This is a genomic window from Gottschalkiaceae bacterium SANA (genome assembly GCA_036323355.1).
GTDB lineage: Bacteria > Bacillota > Clostridia > Tissierellales > GPF-1 > GPF-1.
Genome location: AP028876.1, coordinates 3390041 through 3408955, shown reverse-complemented (window position 1 = coordinate 3408955; position 18915 = coordinate 3390041). Strand labels below are relative to the sequence as shown.

Genomic DNA, 18915 nt, shown 5'->3' with positions numbered 1-18915 from the left:
GTAAAGCAAAACCCTCACGACTGTGAGGGTTTTTTTTATGGCTGAAGAAGAATGACTGCTTTTGGGGGCAGGGTCAGGGTTTGAAGAGGCGTATCGAAGGTGTAACTTTCGCCGTTCATGGGATTGGTGAGGGTGACCGGAAAACTCAGGCCAGAAACCGCTCTCAAGTCGACCTCAAATTGTTTCTCCTTGTTCAACAGGTTGTAGATGCTAATTAGTTTTTCATTTCCCGCTTCCAAGATGGATGCAAAAGCATAGCGGTCATAGGAGAGTATCCGGTATCCAGGATCTCCCTCTGACACAATGGATTGCCGCAGACGGATTAAATCCTTGGTCCATTGATAGATTGCAGGTGGCTGATCCATGCGATCCCAAGGCATGTCACGACGATTGTCAGGGTCGCTTCCACCTTCTAATCCCAATTCAGTTCCATAGTAGAGGATGGGAATGGTGGGATAGGTGTAGAGAAAGGCCAGGGATTGCTTGACATGGGCTTGACCGTTTGAACCGACTGAAATCATTCTTGCATTGTCGTGATTGTCGATAAAGAGACCGTTCCAATCCGGCTTGCTTAAGCGATCCTCCTTTCGAAGGGCTTGAATCAGGGTGTAGCTTTCACCACCATCGGAAAAGGCTTGACGAAGACCTTCGTAGAGAGAGTAGTTGGTTAGGCCGTCTATGCCATCTTGGTGATAGCTTTCCAATTGTTTCACATCATTGGACCAAACCTCGCCAATCAGGTAGAAGTCAGGATATTTTGATTTTATAGCGATGGAGAAGTTCTTCCAAAATTCATGGGGAACATGGCGCATGGTATCGAGTCGGAAACCATCGACGCCGGTTTCATCAATCCACCACAGGGTATTTTCGATCATAAAGGACTGCACATCGGGATTAGAAAAATCCAGATCGGGAAGCCCGGCTAGCCAACCGGTTTCCAATTGAATGGGGTCCGACCAGTTGATGATATCGGCTCTTGGGTTGTACCATTGGCTTTTTTCCTCGTCCTTTAGCCATGGGCTGTTGTAGCCAGTGTGATTGACCACATGGTCAAGGATCACTTTTATGTTCCGGGCATGGGCTTCTTTGACCAGGGACTGTAAGTCTTCCATCGTGCCGAAATGTTCTTCTACCTTGTAGAAATCTTCAATCCAATAGCCGTGGTATCCCCCGGTTTCATTGTCAGCAAGGGGGGAGAGCCAGATGGCGGTGATCCCCAGATCTTGAAGGTAATCAAGTTTTTTAATGACACCTTGAAGGTCTCCGCCGTGATAGGCTTTGGGTGCATTTGGATTGATGTCCCAGAACGCATCGGTGGTTTCCGTTTCACCATTAGAGAAGCGGTCAACCAGTAAAAAATAGATGTTGTCATTTGGTGTAATGGGATCTGGACTAGAGCAACTGGATAAAATGGGTATAAAAACCAAAACGGCAAGTAACACCGCGATTTTTCGCATATTGGGCCTCCTATGACTTCTTTATGGTTTCATTCTATCTAAATTTACAAGTTAAAGCAACCGGTTGCACTTACATAATTAGAAAGTGCAACCGGAATCATCCGTACTATGTTTAGATTTTTTTTGGAAATTCGATCAATTTGGGATTGACAGAATAAGCGAAGATGGTATAATGAAATTGTGAATGCAAACGATTGCACTGGCGTGCATGGTTAATCAAAAGAATCGAAAGGGGAACGAAAATGAAAAAACTATCCATGGTATTAGTAGTTGTACTCGTTTTATCCTTCTTTGCGGGTTGTACGAGCGAAGAACCTGCTGCACCAGCAACAGGTGGAGAAACTCCAGAAGCAGTAGAACCAGTAGATCTTGCTCTTTGGGAGCAAATGGACCCTGTAGCACAAGATGTATTTGATCAAGTTGCTGCGGACTTCATGGCTGAGTATCCGAACATTACAGTAACAAGAACACACTATGAAACGGAAGAATTGAGAACAAACTTCCAAACCGCTTCTTTGGCAGGTCAAGGACCAGATTTGGTTTATGGACCGTCGGATAATGTGGGCCTGTTCAATGTATCTGGTTTGATTCAACCGGTAACGAATATTTTGGAAGATTCATTCCTTGCAACAGTGGATGAGAATGCCAGAAAAGATGGATTTACTGCAGGCGAATACTGGACGGTTCCAGATATCAATGGCAATCAGATTGCAATGCTTTATAATAAGGCAATGATCGAGAAAGCACCGGAAACTTGGGAAGAATTGGTGATGATGGCCAAAGAGGTTCAAGACATCGATGCCAATGATCCAGATAATTCAACATACGGTTTCGTCTTTAACGAAAAAGAGCCATATTGGTTTATCGGATTCTATAATGGATACGGTGGAAGCGCTATGGATGCAGATAATAACCCTACATTGGATAACGATGCGATGGTAAAAGCTCTTCAATTTGTTAAAGATGTTCGAGCAAAAGAAAACTTGGGAATCGAAGGAATGGATTATGATATTCCAGATTCTCTATTCAAACAAGGCAAAGCAGCAATCATCTTGAATGGTGCATGGTCATGGACTTCCTATCAAGATGCTGGCATTGATCTTGGAATCGCACCAGGACCAGTAATGCCAGGCGGCGACAACATGACTTTCTACAGCGCAACAAAAGGGTACATGATTTCTGCGGAAATGGATCCAGCAAAAACGGAAGCGATTCGAACTTTCTTCACTTACTTTATGAATGCAGAGAATAATGCGAAATTTGCATTGGCAAATTCTCAAGCACCAGCGGTAATCGCGGCATGGGATCTACCAGAAATTAAAAATGATGATTTGCAAAAAGCATCTATCGCAACCATTCAACATACAACTCCAATGCCAATCGTAGCAGAGATGCGTGCGGTATGGGATGCGATGAGACCGGAATTAGAAGCGGTTCTTTATCAAGATAAAGCTCCAGCTGACGCAGCAAAAGACATGCAGCAACGTGCAGTCGAAGGTGTTGCAACAATTCGCGGCGAATAAGAATTGATAGGGGGAGAATGAAAGTTCTTCCCCCTTTTTTTCTCAAATACACGAAAGGCGGAATTCGATGAATGGGAATAACCCGGCGACAATAGCGCCATCACCCAAAAAGAAACGAAAAAACATGAATTTAGCGGTGGGTCCATGGACACCATATTGGTATATATTGCCAGCTTTTATTGTAATGGCGTTGATGGTGTTTTATCCCTTGGCATATGGGATCTATCTTTCTATGACAGATATGAGTTTGGCAACATTTAAAAATCCAAATTTTATTGGTTTAGGAAACTATGCAAAGCTTCTTCATGAAACAGCTTTCTTACGCACCTTTGGACGTACGATTGTCTGGACGATGGTTAATGTATTCTTTCATGTAACAATTGGTTTGTTTTTAGCGGTCTTATTAAATCGAAAATTACCGGGCAAAGGAATTCTTCGCGTGCTTTTAATCATTCCTTGGGCCGTTCCACAATATATTGTCGCTTTGACTTGGCGAGGTATGTTAAACAATCAGTTTGGGGCAATTAATATTTTCTTGCAGAAGATTGGATTTGCAGCGGTGCCATGGCTGACCAATCCATCCTGGACCTTTATTGGAGCGATTTTAACGAATATTTGGTTGGGATTTCCCTTTATGATGATGATTTCCTTGGGTGGATTGCAATCCATTGATAAGGAATTTTATGAAGCGGCTGAGATTGACGGCGCTTCTGGGATTCAGCAATTTCGCAACATTACCTTGCCTTTATTGAAGCCAGTATTGGCACCGGCCATTGTTTTGGGAACCGTTTGGACATTCAACATGTTGAACGTGATCCTAATTATTGCCGGCGGTTTTGGCAACGAAAAGACACAAATCTTGGTAACGGAAGTTTACCGATTGGCTTTCAACTTCTATCGATATGGATATGCAGCGGCATACTCGGTTGTAATCTTCTTGATTTTGTTGGTCTTCGGTATGACATTTATGAAACGGTCTCAGGGCCTTGAGGAGGTGCGGTAATGGAAAACAATCAAGTTCAGTTTCGCGATTCTTTTAAAAACCGTCACTTCGAACGCAATGATTCTTGGCTAAAAATCATCTTGATTTATTTATTGCTATTGGTTATGTGCGTGGTGACGGTCTATCCTATGCTTAATATTTTATCCGTTGCCTTGCGTCCCGCAGATAATCTTTTCCAAATGAATCTGCAGATCGTACCGGATAATTATACATTAGAGAACTTTCGTCGCGCGATCTTTGAGATCGACTTGCTTTTATGGATTCGAAATTCTTTGATTATCTCGATCCTGACGGCAGTGATTGCGGTTTCTTTCTCGGCAACGGCGGGATATGCCTTCTCGCGCTATCGCTTTGCAGGAAGAAAATCAGGGATGATGATGTTTTTGGTTACACAGATGTTCCCGGGTCCCATGCTGTTATTGCCCATGTACATTTTATTGGTGAAGTTGGGACTAGTGAATCAATTTTTAGGACTTTTGGTTCCCTACACGGCAACAGCAGTTCCGTTTTCCGTGTGGATGCTGAAGGGATATTTTGACACCATTCCAAAGTCTCTGGAAGAAAGTGCGTATATCGATGGCGCTTCTCCATTAATGACCTTTTATCGGATTATCTTGCCATTGGCAAAACCAGCGCTTGCGATTACCTTCTTATTTGCCTTTATGTCTGCTTGGTCAGAGTATATCGTAGCCAAGGTTATTTTGACGAAACCAGAGGTTTTAACACTACCGGTGGGATTGGTATCCATGCAAGGGCAATTTAATACCCAATGGGGCGTATATTCAGCGGCTGCCCTTATTACCAGTATTCCAGTGATTATCTTATTTATTAGCTTATCGCGCTACTTGGTTGGCGGCTTAACGTTAGGCGGAGTTAAAGGCTAGGAGGATGAATTTGAATAAAATAGAATTTCGTCGGGGGCGCAGATCTTTGCGTCTCCGATTTTATCCAGAGGGAATCTTGAGGGTTTCCTATCATGATCAAGAGAAGATACAGACTGATGCTGTATGTTTGCAAGCGATTCAGCCGAAAGAATTGGAGCGAAAAGAATCGAAGATGGAAGAGGAAATTCGTTGGCAGGACCTTCGAATTGTGGTGAATAAAAAGGAACTGACGCTTAAAGTATATGATTCATTTGGCTTGGTTCAGGATGATCAAGAGATTCGCACGGGTGTCAAGCCTGGGCATAGCCGCAAGCGAAATTGGGAATCGGGTGTCTATGGACTGGGTGAAAAGTACCACTGGTTGAATTTGATGCATCATACGATGGAAAATTGGAATACGGATGCCCTTGCGCGAGTGCCCCAGCACTGCACGGCTTTGACTTCCATGCATACGGCGATTAACTTTTACCTGGGAGTAAGCGAAGAGCGTTGTGTTGGCTGGTATTATGACAATCCGACTCATACGCAATTCTCATTCGATCATGGTAGAGGAGAAGTGGCAGTTGGAGACGGAGAAATGCGATTTTCTGCTGAGGGAGGTTTTTTGGATTACTACCTGATGGTCAAGCGTTCACCACAGGAAGTATTGAAAGCCTATGGCCAATTGACCGGAACAAGCCCCTTGTGGCCTCGAAAATTCTTAGGGCTTCAACAGAGTCGTTATAGCTATAAAACCCAAGAGGAATTATTGGCGGTTGCTAAACGCTTCCGCAAGGAAGAAATTCCATGCGATGTTTTGTATTTGGACATCCATTACATGGACGAGTATCGAGTTTTCAGCATTGATCAGAAAGCCTTTCCTGATTTTGTTGAAACCCTTCAAAGGGTTCGTGAGCTTGGTTTTACCGTGATCGTTATCATTGATCCGGGGGTTAAGTTGGAGAAAGACGGTCAAGTGGCCTTACTGGGTGCAAAGCCAGACTACTTTATTCAAGATCCAAAGACGGGTAAACCCTACGTGGGTGTGGTTTGGCCGGATCAGTCACTTTTTCCTGACTTTTTGCAAAAGCAGGTTCGGGATTGGTGGGGCAATCTTCACAAAGCATTTGTTGAGGCAGGAATCCGCGGGATCTGGAATGATATGAACGAAATCGCTGATTTTTCTACGAAATCAAAAACAGTGCCGACTCGCGTCACCCATCGAGATGATGAGGGTAGACTGGTAACGCAAAAGGACATGCACAATCAATATGCTCATTATGAAGCGAAAGCGACCCAGACGGGGATGAGAGCGCTATTGAAGAATCAACGCCCCTTTGTCTTATCTCGTGCCGCGAGCGCGGGAACGCAGCGCCTGGCTGCAGTATGGACGGGTGACAACAGTAGTACTTGGGAGCATATGGAGATGAGCATTCCCATGTTTTTGAATATGGGAATGAGTGGATTTTCTATGGTGGGTTCAGACGTTGGTGGATATGCAGGAGATCCTTCTGCCGAGATGATGGTTCGATGGATGCAACTAGGGGCCTTTACGCCATTATTTCGAAATCATGCAGCGATCGGTACACGGCATCAAGAGCCTTGGTGTTTCGGTGATAAGGCGCAAGCAGCCATGAAAAAGGCCGTGGAAATGCGCTACCGTCTGCGGACCTATTTGTATTCGGCGCTTTGGCAGTCGCATCAAGAAGGGTTACCCATTATGCGACCGCTTTATTTCTTAGATCAGACAGATTTGAGATTGTATGATGTGAATGATCAATTTTTATTTGGGGATCATTTGATGGTTTGTCCGATCTTGAGACCGGGGCAGCGTCAGCGAATGGTGATCTTTCCCAAAGGGGAATGGGTTGAATTTTCAACGGGCAAGCGGGTTACGGAATCGGTGGCAATTGTTGATGCTGGGTTTGATGAGATTCCTGTTTTTGTTCGCGCAGGTGCGGTGATTCCGCTGGATATGCCTTCGCAATTTGACCCGGAGGGTGAGATAGACGAATTGGAATTGATTTATTTTGAAGGTGCGGAAAGCTTGAAAACCAAACTTTATTTTGATGATGGGCAAAGTTTTGCCTTCGAATCGGGAGCCTACAGAGAGTCATGGATTCATGTGGAAGATGGAATTTTGCGGGAAGAAATTTTGCATGATCAGTATTCGGCGCCACTTATGAAGAGTATAAAAAAATGCTAGCCCCAGGGGGCTAGCATTTTTTTGAGGAAGAATTACACGTTGTAAAGGTTCTCGTAGTATTCTTTCAGCATGCGGTCTGTTGCAAAATAGTCTTGGGTGGACCGAATGCTCTCCTGCATCATATGAATCCAATGTCCGCGATCTTGATAATAGGTTGGAAGGACTTCTTTTCGAAGAACGCGGTAGAGTTCGGTTAAATCGTGGGCATCCTGCTCTTCTACATCATCCGATTCAAAAGCATCGCCAAATTGCCAGCCATTGACGCCGTGTTGACAAGCTTCTGGCCACCAGCCATCCAAAATGGAGAAGTTTAAAACCCCGTTCATGGCCGCCTTCATACCAGAGGTGCCGCTGGCTTCTTTCGGCCGTCTTGGGTTGTTGAGCCATATGTCAGAGCCTCGTGTTAGGGCAGCGCCGATGGTCATATCATAGTTCTCTAAGAATACAACAGCATGAGGATACTTTCTTGCCATGGCAACGATGCGTGTCACAATTTCTTTGCCATTGTCATCCAGAGGGTGCGCCTTGCCCGAGAAGATAATTTGCAAATGGCCATTTTTTAGAAGTGGCTCGATGATATCCAGGTCCGAGAAGATAAAATCGCTGCGTTTATAAGGGGCGGCTCGGCGTGAAAATCCGATTAATAAGCTGTCAGGATTTAGAGAAACGCCGTTTCGTTCTTCTACCATTTTTATCAAAGCGAGTTTGTTGGTTTGATGATGTGTCCAAAGCGCTTGAGGATCCTCAAGGGAATTCAACATATTTTGATCCACCCATGTAGGGCGGTGAATGGCATTGGTAATGCCGATGATCTCACATCGGTCTTCGATATGGGTCCACATCATATTGGCGGTCTCCGCATGAAGAGCGGCAACCGCATTGGCTTTTTTCGCAAGACGAAGAGCGGCAACGGTCATATTAAAGGGCGCGCCACCTAGGGAAACCAATTGCTCAAGAGTAAGGCCATTATTTGCGCCCATATAGAGCAGACGATCCAGTTCATGGGCTTCGTTGCCTTCTACAATTGGCGTGTGAGTCGTGAAGACCACCTGAGGTTTGATGGCGGCTTTGGCTTCTTCAAAGGTCATGCCGGTGTCCATTTTTTCGCGAAGCAATTCGAACCCAGCGAAGAGGGCGTGGCCTTCATTGAAGTGGACAACATCGGGGGTAAATCCTAAGGCGCGAAGGGCGCGAACCCCGCCAATTCCCAAAACCATTTCTTGGGCAATTCGCTCTTCGCCAAACCAACCATAGAGTTGACCGGTAATCCAACGATCGGCACCCGTGTTCTCTTCGAGGTCCGTGTCTAACAGGTAGAGGGGCGCATTGCCAAAGGCCTCGCATTTCCAGACCTTGCATGCGACATCGCGCTGGCGGATTTTCACTTTGACGATTACGCCCGTGTCCTCTAGAAAGTCGTAATGGCGATTGACATAGCTGTCATAAGGGGTGCCGTCGTCTTGGATATATTGATCGGTGTAGCCTTGTTTCCATAAGAGTCCGACTGCTACTAGAGGTAATTTCAAGTCGTGGGCACCTTTTAAGTGGTCTCCGGCAAGAATGCCAAGACCGCCAGCGTATTGTTTGAAACTGGAGCTTAATCCATACTCCATGCAAAAGTAAGCTACTTGTTTATTCATAAGATTCCTCCTAAGAAACGATGGGAATGGTGATCCCGTCTATATCGCAGTATTCGTCTTTTCCCCATATGCGCAGATGAAGCGGCTTTCCTTCCAGTAGGTTAACGGTCAGTTCATCTTGCCTTCGAGTGACCTTGACCTTGCTTCCGCGATATCTGAGAATAAAGGAATACCCATTCCATTCTTTGGGTAGAACAGGTGTTAGATAAAGACCGTTTTCTTTGATGCGAAGTCCACCGAATCCATAGACCATATTCATCCATGTGCCGCCCATGCTGGTGATATGCAGGCCGTCATCTGTATCGTTATTGTAATCATCCAGATCGAGGCGGGCAGCTCTATGAAACATTTCCATCGCCTTTTCTGTTTTACCTAATTCTGTAGCCAAGATGCTGTGTACACAAGGAGAAAGAGAAGATTCGTGAACCGTACGGGGTTCGTAAAAATCAAAGTTTCTTTTCTTTGTTTCTATTGAATAGTGATCGCCGAGAACAAAGAGTCCCTGCAATACATCGGCCTGCTTGATAAAGCAGGAACGAAGGATTCGGTCCCAAGACCAGTTCTGGTTTAAAGGCCGTTCCGCCGGGTCCAAATCTGCGGCCATGCGTTGTTCCTTGTCTAGATAGCCGTCCTGTTGCAAGAATATGCCTAGGGCTTGGTCTTTTGGTTCATAGAACTTGCTTTCTACATCCAACCATTGAATCAGTTCTTCTGATAATACGTGATGGCGGTCGAGAATTGCACGTGTTTTTTTAGCATCGGAATAACGATATTTTTCTATGGTTTCCCTTGTGTAGCTAAGGGTCCATTTTGCCATGCGATTGGTGTACCAATTGTTGTTGACGTTGTTATCATACTCATTGGGTCCCGTGACACCTAAGAGTACATAGGCCTGCTTGGCTTGAGACCAGTTGACGCGATTTGCCCAGAAGCGACTGATTTCAATTAAAACATCGAGACCATGACTCAAGAGGTAGTCGCGGTCCCCTGTATAGAGGACGTATTGATAGATAGCGTATGCAATAGCAGCATTTCGATGGATCTCTTCAAAGGTGATTTCCCATTCATTGTGGCATTCTTCTCCATTCATGGTCACCATGGGATAGAGCGCACCCTTTAAACCGAGCTTACTTGCGTTTTCGATGGCTTTTTCCAAGTGTTGATGGCGATAGAGCAAAAGATTTTTTGCGATTTCTGGTTTTGCAGTCGATAAGAAGACGGGAATACAAAAGGCTTCTGTATCCCAATAGGTGCTGCCGCCGTATTTTTCGCCGGTAAATCCCTTGGGTCCAATATTGAGTCTCGGATCCAGCCCGTTGTAAGTCTGCTTCAAATGAAAGAGATTAAATCGAATGCCTTGTTGAGCGGCATCGTCACCCGTGATTTCAATATCGCTTTCCTGCCAGATGGCTGCCCAGGTCCGCATATGGGCATCTCGCAAATGATCATATCCCGCTTCTTTCGCCTGAGCTAGGGTCTGATAAGCCAAGGCTTTAATCTGAGCAGTTTTGTGGTCACGATTTGTTAAAACAGAAACGATTTTATCGAGGATAATGGGATGGCCTGCTTGCAAAGTGATTGTATATTGGAGGCTTGCCAACTGCAGGTGGGCGGTTTCCTCGATTAAGGTTGCGCCGTTTGCATTTGCCGTCATGGCTGCACCCACAACGAATTGTGTTTTTTTGGTGGTAGCCATAACAAAGCAGTTGCCGTTTTCTGCTTCTGCTTCCAGGGAATTCCAGAAGACCTCATCATAATTGGAGTCTTCATTTTGAACATTTTGATCGAGGCTAGGTGTCCATTCGAGCGTATGGTTTCCTTCAATCGCTTCCACGGTAAAACGAATGGCGGCAATCTCACGGTTGTCGCTACTGACAAAGCGTTCGATGATGAATTTCACTTTTCCTTCAGGCCGGGTAATGGTAAAACTTCGTGTTAGAATACCCGTTTGCATATTGAGGACCCGTTTAAAGTCGGAAAACTCGTCTTGGGCAAGATCGACCGAAACGCCATTGAGTTTCATGGGGGTAGAAAGGAAATTAACAGCATTCAATACCTTGGCGAAATATTCGGGATATCCATTCTTCCACCAGCCAACTCTTGTTTTATCGGGGTAGTAAACCCCTGCCAGGTAGGTGCCTGAAAGACTGTCACCAGAGTAGCCTTCCTCGAAATTCCCTCGCATACCCATATGTCCATTTCCAAGGCTCATCACACTTTCGTAAAATCGATTTTCTTTTGGGTGGAATCCATCTTCGATAATCTTCCATGGATCCGCTTGAATTCTTTGTTTCATAGGGTCACAACCTTCCTAGTATTTGTGAATGCATAAAATTTATTCGGGTTTTTATCTGTTAGAATTTAAGGTCAAAGATGTCGTTTCAATCCTGATGCAAATATGATAAACTAATAATGCAACCGATTGCATAACTTAATTATAGCAAAGGTTTGCCTGAGGTACAAATATTTTTTTAAAAAAGGAGGATTAGATGGGTAATCGTTGGAAAGCGGTCATTTTTGACCTGGATGGCGTGATTGTAGATACAGCAAAATACCATTATTTGGCATGGAAACGCCTTGCAGAGGAGTTAGGGATTTCTTTTACACTGGAGGATAATGAGCGGTTGAAAGGGGTTAGTCGGATGGCCTCTTTGGACATTCTGCTTTCCTTGGGAAAAAGAAGGCTCCCAGAGACTGAAAAGCTAATACTGGCGGAAGAGAAAAATGCATGGTATGTGGAGATGATCGACCAGTTGACCCGCGAGGAATTGCTCCCGGGCGCAGAAGGTCTTTTGCGTCAATTAAGAGCAGACGGGGTGAAAATCGCTTTAGGATCGGCTAGCAAGAATGCGGAACGAATTTTGAATCGACTGGAAATTGGAGACTATTTCGACGCTCGCATTGACGGTACCAAGGTAAGTCGAGCAAAACCGGATCCGGAAGTTTTTCTTTTAGCAGCTAAAAGTGTCGGAGTGAATCCAGCAGACTGTCTTGTTTTTGAGGACGCGCCTGCCGGTGTTGAAGCTGCCAAACGAGCAAATATGCATGTTGTTGGCATCGGAAATCAAGAAAACTTGCTTCTTGCGGATTGGATTTTAGGATCTCTGGATGAAATTAATGACGAAATCCTTTATGATGGTAGATAGAGTCAATCATCGAGGGGGAAGGATCATGAATACGAAGAAGCGAAGAAAAAAAATGCTGATTGTGGTCAGCTTGTTTTTGCTTGGCTTCTTTTTTGTGCCAGGTTTTCGAAGTGAAATCATTATGAGGCCAGCAAGTTTCCTGGCTTATCGAGATAGTGTCATGCGCAACAAGGGTTTTCAACTGGTCATGCCCGGCGGGAACGCTACGTTCCAAGAGGATTGGAGCCCGAGCATGAAAATTTTTCATACCACGGCCTTTGAATCGGCAGAGCATCCGATTTCAGCGACGATTCTTTATAATTTTGGAAGTTTCTCAGAAGGGCGATCTCGTCTTTATGACGCCACTTCGGCCTATGAAATGGCCTATTACGGTGCTTATGCGGTGACCCGGGAGGGCGATGAAATCCCCTTTGGATTTACAGCAAGGGGTGAGCTTGACCCAAGTGAGCTGTCCATGATTCCACTCTATGATTTAGAGGTTCTGGTATTGCGGGGGCTGGGTTGTCCCAAAGAATTGGCAAAAACAAAGATTACTTCCATTGAGGAATCGAAAGTCGGGGGGGCATTTTCTCTAATGGGTGACCATTCACTCGCAGAGGATCATCCACTTGCTGGGTGGATCCGATTGGATACAAGGATCGAGACGAGATCCGTAATTCACGCAAAAAAAGGCTGGAATCAAAATGATTTGCAATACGGTCCTCCGCCAAAGCATGTGGAAGAGGACTTTCCTCCCTTAATTTTGAAGGGTAGGATCTATGTAAAACACTTTCCAGAATGGGAATCAAGTGTGTTTCTCTATGTGTTTGCAAAGGATGAAGCTTTAATTGAGGAAACTGACAGGCAATTTTTACAGCATGTGAAGATCTATGGGAGGAATGTATGGGCGCATTGATGATTGCGATGGTCTGTAGTGCATCGCTAGCTTTTTTCTTTAAGGAAACAGAAAAACGAAATTTGAATCGATTTTGGGTAACCTCGGCCAACTATGTTGTTGCAACGGGGGTTGGCATCTGGATGGTCATTCAGTCGCCGCCCCAACAATGGCCATCGTTTTCTTTTTTTGCCATGGCGGGATTCACAGGATTTTTGTTTTTTGAATCCTTCTTGTTGTATCAGAAGAATGTGCGAGACTATGGGGCCTCTTTGACGGGCTTTTATGGGAAGTTGGGCATCTTGTTGCCAGTGGTTTTATCCCTGGCGATATTTCGAGAATGGCCGACCACTCTTCAGAGTGTGGGAATCGCTTTGGCAATCTTAGCCATTGGCATTGCCAATCGAACGGAAAAAGGAAAATTTGAATGGGTGGTTCCCCTCTTGATGCTGCTTGTTCTCAATGGCATGGCGGAGTTTATGAACAAGGGATTTGAAGCTGCGTATTCCCTTTCCTTGCGTCCCCTTTGGCTGGCTACTGTTTTTGGAACTGCGCTTCTTTTCAGTTTGGTCAAGAGTCTTGCCCAAAAAAGACCGGAAGCTGTTATTTGGGCATGGGGCCTTGGGATTGGGGTTACCAATATATTTTCATCCTTCTTTTTGATTCAGGCCTTGGCATCTTTATCGGCTGCGGTGGTTTTCCCGTCATTTGGGGTGGGAAGCATGCTGCTGATCTATTTGGGAAGCGTGGGCTTTTATCGGGAACGATTGACTCGCATGCAGTGGCAGGCAGCAGCTTTGTCTCTGCTTGCCATCTATTTGATGAATCGATAAGCCTTGCGTACGCAAAAAACAGATATAGAAAAAGCAGAGCCTAGGCTCTGCTTTTTGTGATTTCATTCTTATCGAGATTGTTTAACAATCCATTTTGCCATCGCTTTTGCTTGAATGGCTTGTGCCTTGCCGGGCCGAATGCTGCCGTCAGCACCCGTGTAGTGTTTCAATCCGTAGGCGGGAATATCCATGCCGGGAACTAGGTTGCAGGGAAGCGGAATGGATATGATTCCCATATGTTGCGCAAAGGTATGGATGGCTTTTAGTGCTTGATCAGCGCCCCCTTCGGGGGTTCCGGCAGTGGAAAGGGCCGAGCAGGTTTTGCCTGCAAGCATGGCTTCTGTCCAAAAAATGGCTGAGGCATCGAAGAGCGTCTTCATCTCCGCAGAGACATTGCCAAAATAGGTGGGAGAAGCGAAGACCAGGTGGTCGCAAGGCATCAGATCATGGGCCCTTGCTTCCGGAAGCCGAAGATACTCGCGGTAAAGGTCTGCATCTAAATTAAATTCATCGACTAGGGTCTGTCCGTCTGGATCGGAAACCCGATAGAGGGTTGCCTCTTGTCCTAGATTTTGAAAGGCGGTCTCTAGCATGCGTGCCAGCAGATAGGTGTTTCCAGATACGCTATGAACAAATAATCCAATTTTCATGATTCTCCTCCTAAAAAAAGCCCGGAGCAATCCGGGTTATTGAGTAAAGCGAATATATTTTCCACCGATCCAACCGTAGCCCTCGCTTTCTCGATAGATATAGGACCATCCATCGACCTTGCCCAGTACACGGAAGGTTTCATCTGTGTCAACAGATGAGAGAATTCTTGAACTCATGGCGGGCGCATCTCGAAAGTTGACACCAGCTGTCACTTGCGCCTGTGGATAGGTATTGTTGATGTCATTATATGTTTCCATTGTTGGGTATTTTGTCAGAAGTTCATCGGAAATAGATAAGGCTAAGGGGGATTCGGCGGAATCGCCTGAGGGAGATGAATCCATCTCGCTGTTTTCTGTCGATGTCTCTGCATCGGATTCTATTTGATCCAAGGGCTCAGCTTGATCGCGTTTATCAGAGACACTGGTCTCAGATTTGTCCACGAGCTCAATCTGTGGTTCAGCAGCTTCTTCCATGGTTGCAGGCGGTGTTTCTACATCTGGCGTACGGAGAAAGAAGAAAGCGATGGCTAAAAAGCCGATTAAAACAAATAGAAGTATGATAAAGATGGATCGATTTTGATTCTTGGGCTTTGCATTTTCATAGAGGGTATTTTTTTGTATGCCATAATTCCAATTGTATCGATCATAAACTCGGTTGTATCGATCTCGGTCTTCTGGAGCGGAAAGAACAGCATAGGCTTCTTCAATCAACTCATTTGTCTTGCCTTCTTCATGAAGAGCGGCAAATCGTTTGTGGATGATTGATTCATTGGAATTACGGGGAATTCCCAAAAGTTTATAGTAATTTTTCAATCGATTCGATTCCTTGTCATAAAAGAGATAGTACACGATTAGCCCCCTTTTGTCCGGTTTTTTCATCCGTTTTATTATATCATAAATTGTCTGAATAATCGATTGTTTAGGAGAGAAAGAGTTGGTTAAATTTTCAATAAATGTGTGAAAAGTTATTCTTTCATAGTGTAGGGAAAAGGAGAATGTGGTAAACTAAAATAGAATAAATCCATCTCGGAGGTGGAAAGATGACAGAAAAAAAATCAAGGTTTCATTTTTGGGATCGAAGCAAGGATAAAGGGGAAAAACAACTGGATATTGATGAAGAGGCGCTTCGAGAATTCGAGGCGGTGCTTCATGCGGAATTGGAAGCTGAGGATATGGAACTTGAAGGGGATGAGCCGGTTGAAGATCAGCCGAAGGAAACCAGAACGGATCCTGTAATTGAGGAAGAAAATCTGGAGGAATTGGAGATGGAGGTGGAACGCGTACGCGAACTGCAGCCGGAAGTTATTCTGAATGCTTTGCAAGATTCTCCGAAGGAATCTATACGTGAATCCATACCGAATTTTGAAGAAGAGGAAAGTCAGAATGAGTCTCTCCCGGTGCGAACCCCATTGGAAGATTCTTTACAGGAACAATTAGAGGAGTTAAAGCAGATTAAATCAGGATTGCCCCAGGATCGACGGGAATGGATCCACGAACAGGCCGTCTTAGGCGTGAAAAAAAACAATGGTGAGGTGCATTATCATCGTCGTCGCCGACAGCAGCCCAAGCGATCAATGGGAAAATGGATATTAATTTTTGCCATTGTTTTGTGTGGTATAAGCATGTGGTTTTTCCGGGGGAATATTGCGGATATCTTACCGAAATTTGATCGTTCGGAGGCCGTGGATATTCAAGAGCCGGAAGCGCTCTTGCGGACTCGAATCGAACTATTCTTTTCCACAGCCAAGGTCATTGAAGCAGAAAGCATGACAAGTTTTTTCTCTATGACAACTATGGATGATCCACAAAATTATGAGTTGAATCGGGATGCAATTAATGCCTTGATTGATTTAAAGACCAGTTTTGAGTTGGTGCAGGAATTGCAGTATATTGGGATTTCGGAGCTATCCATCGAAGAGGTGGACAGTCAGCCGATTCGAGCGCTTGTAAAAATTCAAATGAATAGCGTAGATCCGGTGTTGAAGAAGGCTTTAGCTGAAACCCTCTGGCGATATCAAGACGGGCAATGGGTTTTTGACGCCGAAGATTATTTGCTTCAATTGTCTAATGCGCGGATTGCAGAGGGACAAATGCCGATTCAAACTGTCGAAGATCATTCAGATCTGCCTGTTGGTGAGGTAATTGTCGAAGAGCCGGTGGTCGAGGAACCTGAGGTGGACTTGTCTGAGACGCCTCAAGTCGAAAAGGAAACGGAGAATGGATTTATCCAGTCTGGTGGATTTAGCTATGAATCAGAGGACGGAAGTTCCTATTCCATGTTAACATTGAAATTTGGCATTCAGCGAGAAGGATTTGAAAAAATGGTGTTTACCTCTGCAGAAGCAAAGGTGGATCAAGGTGTGGATGCTCCTTCCTTCCAATTGTGGTTGTCGGAGGACAATCAAAAGATGACGGTGAAAGTGGACAGTGAGCTAGATAAGATGGAAATTGCGGATTACACGCGATTTAGTGCAATCATCAAAAATATTGAGGTGGATGAAAAATCAGGAACCTTGGTATTTACCTTTGATAAGCCAACGCAAGTGCGTCCTTATGAATGGAAGGGCTTGCTGATTATTGATTATGAGGAAAGACAATAAGGAGGAGCGGGATGCCGAATCGTTATTTGGTTATCAGCAAGGAAATTTTACCGGAAATTTATGTTAAGGTGGTAGAGGCGGATGAAATGATTCGAACCGGAAAGGCGCGTGGCATCAGTGATGCGGTCAAGCAGGTGGGAATCAGTCGGAGTACCTACTATAAATATCATGAGCATGTGTATCGTTTGTCGGAAGCTAAGCGCGGGAAAAAGGTAACTATTACATTTTTGTTGATGCATCAAGTGGGCTTGTTGTCCTATGTTCTAGACTCCATTGCGCGACAAGGGGGAAATGTCTTGACGATTCATCAGGATATTCCGATCAATGAATTTGCCAATGTCAGTATTACCTTCGATATGACCAATCTTCGAGGAGAATTGGCGGATTTTATTGATGAATTGAAGGAAGTAGAAGGAATTACAAGACTTGAATTGATTGCTTTGGGCTATTAAGTACAAGCAAGCGATAAAACATAAGGAAAATGAATGGCGTTAAAAAGATGTTGATCAAAAATTGATCAACATCTTTTTTGTATAAGTTCGGTATAGGTGTGCAAGGCTTCTTGGGTTGGGGGATAGAGATCCGGGATCTGATCAGCCTGATCCAGTGAGACCCATTGAAAATCCAGCATTTCCTCAATACGCATTTTGATCGTGCCGGTGTATTCGCGGCAAAGGTAAACCATGGGGTGGACAGTTAAAAGAACGCCGTGGACAAGGCTTGAAGAATGAATTCGACCTAAGGGTTCCAATCGGCTTGCTAGGAGACCGAATTCTTCATGCAGTTCCCGTTTCGCACAGGCTTCCAAGTCTTCTTCGGGCTCTTGTTTTCCTCCAGCAAAAGACCACCCTTGTCCATCAGAACGATAGCCCAAGAGCACCAAATTTCCTTTCAAAACAATAATGGCAGTGCACGCAGTGAACATGGCGGATCTCCTTTCTTCTTTCTTTTATTCTACAGGAAATCCTAGATTTGGCAACTTTTCTACAGGTTTTCTGCTTTGTTATATAAAACTTGAATGTCCTTTTTTGAGAGCTGTTTGGATAAAATTATCGACATGAGTAGAATGCCGGGAATATCAACGAGTAATCGAGTAAGTGCGAAACGTGCACCCAAGGCAGACAACTCAAAGAGAAACATAGGAATCTTGGTGGTTGACCATGCGCCGATAAAGATCAGCACATTGCTGAATTTTACACCCTTTTTCATAAAAACCGCTGCGACGGGAAAGGCGCCGTATAGAGGTCCCGCTGCTGCGGACCCAATAAGGAAGGCTAGAACAACACCCCTTACACCGGAATGATCACCCATATATTTGATCATTGTTTCTCGAGGAACCCAAACATCCAGCAAACCCAAAAGAACAAAAATGGGTGGAATGACGAGGATCATTTCTTTTAGGGAATAACCAGTAACCTGCAGGGCTTTCATGCCCAGTTCTTGATTGATGATCCAGAGAAGAACAAAGGCCATGCATGTGATGAGAAAAAAATGATATCGTTTAACTATAGCCATATTCCACCAGCCACCTTTCCAACAAGTACGGCCACAATAAATGAGAAAAGAAAGGCCAGGATATTTCTGCTCCAGGCTATTTTTTTACCGAAGTACTGAATCTCAACCGGCAGGGTGACCACGCCGACCATCATTAGGGTGGAGACAAAGGCTGCAATTTGCATATGGCCTGCCCCATTGGATAAAAGGATGGCAGCCGTAGGAAATGCGACAAATCCCGGGATGAGCGTGATAGAACCCACAAGGGCGGAAAGAACAAGACCAAGGGGACCGGACTGATCGCCGATCAATCTGGAAATAAAGGCGGCATCGAAGACCGCCATCATCATGCCGACCAAAACAATAACGCCTAAAAATTGAGGCATAATATTTTCAAAGGCTTTCCATGCTTTTTTACAGGCTTTTTTGGTTTTCATTTTGTCTCGCCATGTGGAAGCCCCCAAAAGCAGGAGGGTAATCACATATAAACTGATATTCAAAGTAACACATCCTTATTCATAGTTGGTCAACAGAGAAAAACTGAAGCTACCATGGTCATATTCTAGAATTGGAATATGACTTTGTCAAGGAGTTTGCTTTGCCAGGCGAAGAATTTCTTATACAAA

General features: G+C 44.7%; 17 protein-coding genes. 9 read left to right on the top strand and 8 right to left on the bottom strand.

From position 1 onward, the window contains the following. Positions 1–35: 35 nt before the first annotated feature. Complete coding sequence (locus tag AC25CA_RS16400; protein WP_486814923.1) at positions 36–1457, bottom strand: alpha-amylase family glycosyl hydrolase; 1422 nt, start codon at positions 1455–1457, stop codon at positions 36–38. Positions 1458–1699: 242 nt separating this feature from the next. Between AC25CA_RS16400 and AC25CA_RS16395 the strand changes: the two genes are divergently transcribed. The 4 genes from AC25CA_RS16395 to AC25CA_RS16380 all read left to right on the top strand — a co-directional run bounded on the left by AC25CA_RS16395 (position 1700) and on the right by AC25CA_RS16380 (position 7052). Beyond that, a complete protein-coding gene (locus AC25CA_RS16395) occupies positions 1700–2980 on the top strand; it encodes an extracellular solute-binding protein (RefSeq protein WP_486814922.1) in 1281 nt (426 codons plus the stop codon). A gap of 67 nt (positions 2981–3047) precedes the next feature. Then, on the top strand, positions 3048–3983 hold the full coding sequence (locus tag AC25CA_RS16390) for a carbohydrate ABC transporter permease (RefSeq protein ID WP_486814921.1): 936 nt from the start codon (positions 3048–3050) through the stop codon (positions 3981–3983). Further along, positions 3983–4867 carry a sugar ABC transporter permease gene (locus AC25CA_RS16385; protein ID WP_486814920.1) on the top strand — a complete coding sequence of 295 codons (885 nt, stop codon included), beginning with the start codon at positions 3983–3985 and terminating at the stop codon, positions 4865–4867. The genes AC25CA_RS16390 and AC25CA_RS16385 overlap by 1 nt, the downstream gene beginning before the upstream one ends. Before the next feature lie 10 nt (positions 4868–4877). Then, positions 4878–7052, top strand: coding sequence for a glycoside hydrolase family 31 protein (locus tag AC25CA_RS16380; RefSeq protein ID WP_486814919.1), 2175 nt, complete (start codon positions 4878–4880; stop codon positions 7050–7052). 32 nt (positions 7053–7084) lie between these two features. Here the strand turns inward: AC25CA_RS16380 and glgP are convergent, their stop codons facing one another. Together glgP and AC25CA_RS16370 are read right to left on the bottom strand one after the other, a co-directional pair. After that, the gene (glgP, locus tag AC25CA_RS16375) at positions 7085–8692 is read right to left on the bottom strand and encodes an alpha-glucan family phosphorylase (RefSeq protein ID WP_486814918.1); all 1608 of its coding nucleotides are present in this window, start codon (positions 8690–8692) and stop codon (positions 7085–7087) included. Between the two features lie 10 nt (positions 8693–8702). Beyond that, positions 8703–10988, bottom strand: a complete 2286-nt coding sequence (locus AC25CA_RS16370) for a family 65 glycosyl hydrolase domain-containing protein (RefSeq protein WP_486814917.1) — start codon at positions 10986–10988, stop codon at positions 8703–8705. A 193-nt stretch (positions 10989–11181) separates the two neighbouring features. On the opposite strand from AC25CA_RS16370, the gene pgmB reads away from it, so the two are divergent. The 3 genes from pgmB to AC25CA_RS16355 are packed head-to-tail and all read left to right on the top strand — an operon-like array spanning position 11182 to position 13545. Next, positions 11182–11838, top strand: a complete 657-nt coding sequence (pgmB, locus tag AC25CA_RS16365) for a beta-phosphoglucomutase (protein WP_486814916.1) — start codon at positions 11182–11184, stop codon at positions 11836–11838. Positions 11839–11863: 25 nt separating this feature from the next. Continuing rightward, complete coding sequence (locus tag AC25CA_RS16360; protein WP_486814915.1) at positions 11864–12733, top strand: hypothetical protein; 870 nt, start codon at positions 11864–11866, stop codon at positions 12731–12733. Further along, positions 12721–13545 (top strand): EamA family transporter, encoded by an 825-nt coding sequence (locus tag AC25CA_RS16355; RefSeq protein ID WP_486814914.1) that lies wholly within the window; start codon positions 12721–12723, stop codon positions 13543–13545. The genes AC25CA_RS16360 and AC25CA_RS16355 overlap by 13 nt, the downstream gene beginning before the upstream one ends. Positions 13546–13613: 68 nt before the next feature. Here AC25CA_RS16355 and AC25CA_RS16350 read toward each other — a convergent pair whose 3' ends face one another. After that, on the bottom strand, positions 13614–14195 hold the full coding sequence (locus AC25CA_RS16350) for a flavodoxin family protein (protein WP_486814913.1): 582 nt from the start codon (positions 14193–14195) through the stop codon (positions 13614–13616). Between the two features lie 36 nt (positions 14196–14231). Continuing rightward, positions 14232–15044, bottom strand: coding sequence for an SH3 domain-containing protein (locus tag AC25CA_RS16345; protein ID WP_486814912.1), 813 nt, complete (start codon positions 15042–15044; stop codon positions 14232–14234). A gap of 191 nt (positions 15045–15235) precedes the next feature. Between AC25CA_RS16345 and AC25CA_RS16340 the strand changes: the two genes are divergently transcribed. Then, positions 15236–16795, top strand: a complete 1560-nt coding sequence (locus tag AC25CA_RS16340) for a hypothetical protein (RefSeq protein ID WP_486814911.1) — start codon at positions 15236–15238, stop codon at positions 16793–16795. A gap of 11 nt (positions 16796–16806) precedes the next feature. Next, positions 16807–17247: an ACT domain-containing protein gene (locus AC25CA_RS16335; RefSeq protein ID WP_486814910.1), complete on the top strand. Its 441-nt coding sequence runs from the start codon at positions 16807–16809 to the stop codon at positions 17245–17247. Between the two features lie 65 nt (positions 17248–17312). Here AC25CA_RS16335 and AC25CA_RS16330 read toward each other — a convergent pair whose 3' ends face one another. The 3 genes from AC25CA_RS16330 to AC25CA_RS16320 are packed head-to-tail and all read right to left on the bottom strand — an operon-like array spanning position 17313 to position 18789. Continuing rightward, positions 17313–17720, bottom strand: coding sequence for an NUDIX hydrolase (locus AC25CA_RS16330; protein ID WP_486814909.1), 408 nt, complete (start codon positions 17718–17720; stop codon positions 17313–17315). A gap of 59 nt (positions 17721–17779) precedes the next feature. Then, positions 17780–18310 carry a permease gene (locus tag AC25CA_RS16325; RefSeq protein WP_486814908.1) on the bottom strand — a complete coding sequence of 177 codons (531 nt, stop codon included), beginning with the start codon at positions 18308–18310 and terminating at the stop codon, positions 17780–17782. After that, positions 18301–18789 (bottom strand): hypothetical protein, encoded by a 489-nt coding sequence (locus tag AC25CA_RS16320; protein WP_486814907.1) that lies wholly within the window; start codon positions 18787–18789, stop codon positions 18301–18303. The genes AC25CA_RS16325 and AC25CA_RS16320 overlap by 10 nt, the downstream gene beginning before the upstream one ends. Between the last annotated feature and the right edge of the window lie 126 nt (positions 18790–18915).

Coding starts and splice junctions, on each gene's coding strand:
- AC25CA_RS16400 (WP_486814923.1), bottom strand. CDS start 1,457: ATGCGAAAAATCGCGGTGTTACTTGCCGTTTTGGTTTTTATACCCATT.
- AC25CA_RS16395 (WP_486814922.1), top strand. CDS start 1,700: ATGAAAAAACTATCCATGGTATTAGTAGTTGTACTCGTTTTATCCTTC.
- AC25CA_RS16390 (WP_486814921.1), top strand. CDS start 3,048: ATGAATGGGAATAACCCGGCGACAATAGCGCCATCACCCAAAAAGAAA.
- AC25CA_RS16385 (WP_486814920.1), top strand. CDS start 3,983: ATGGAAAACAATCAAGTTCAGTTTCGCGATTCTTTTAAAAACCGTCAC.
- glgP (WP_486814918.1), bottom strand. CDS start 8,692: ATGAATAAACAAGTAGCTTACTTTTGCATGGAGTATGGATTAAGCTCC.
- AC25CA_RS16370 (WP_486814917.1), bottom strand. CDS start 10,988: ATGAAACAAAGAATTCAAGCGGATCCATGGAAGATTATCGAAGATGGA.
- pgmB (WP_486814916.1), top strand. CDS start 11,182: ATGGGTAATCGTTGGAAAGCGGTCATTTTTGACCTGGATGGCGTGATT.
- AC25CA_RS16360 (WP_486814915.1), top strand. CDS start 11,864: ATGAATACGAAGAAGCGAAGAAAAAAAATGCTGATTGTGGTCAGCTTG.
- AC25CA_RS16355 (WP_486814914.1), top strand. CDS start 12,721: ATGGGCGCATTGATGATTGCGATGGTCTGTAGTGCATCGCTAGCTTTT.
- AC25CA_RS16350 (WP_486814913.1), bottom strand. CDS start 14,195: ATGAAAATTGGATTATTTGTTCATAGCGTATCTGGAAACACCTATCTG.
- AC25CA_RS16340 (WP_486814911.1), top strand. CDS start 15,236: ATGACAGAAAAAAAATCAAGGTTTCATTTTTGGGATCGAAGCAAGGAT.
- AC25CA_RS16335 (WP_486814910.1), top strand. CDS start 16,807: ATGCCGAATCGTTATTTGGTTATCAGCAAGGAAATTTTACCGGAAATT.
- AC25CA_RS16330 (WP_486814909.1), bottom strand. CDS start 17,720: ATGTTCACTGCGTGCACTGCCATTATTGTTTTGAAAGGAAATTTGGTG.
- AC25CA_RS16325 (WP_486814908.1), bottom strand. CDS start 18,310: ATGGCTATAGTTAAACGATATCATTTTTTTCTCATCACATGCATGGCC.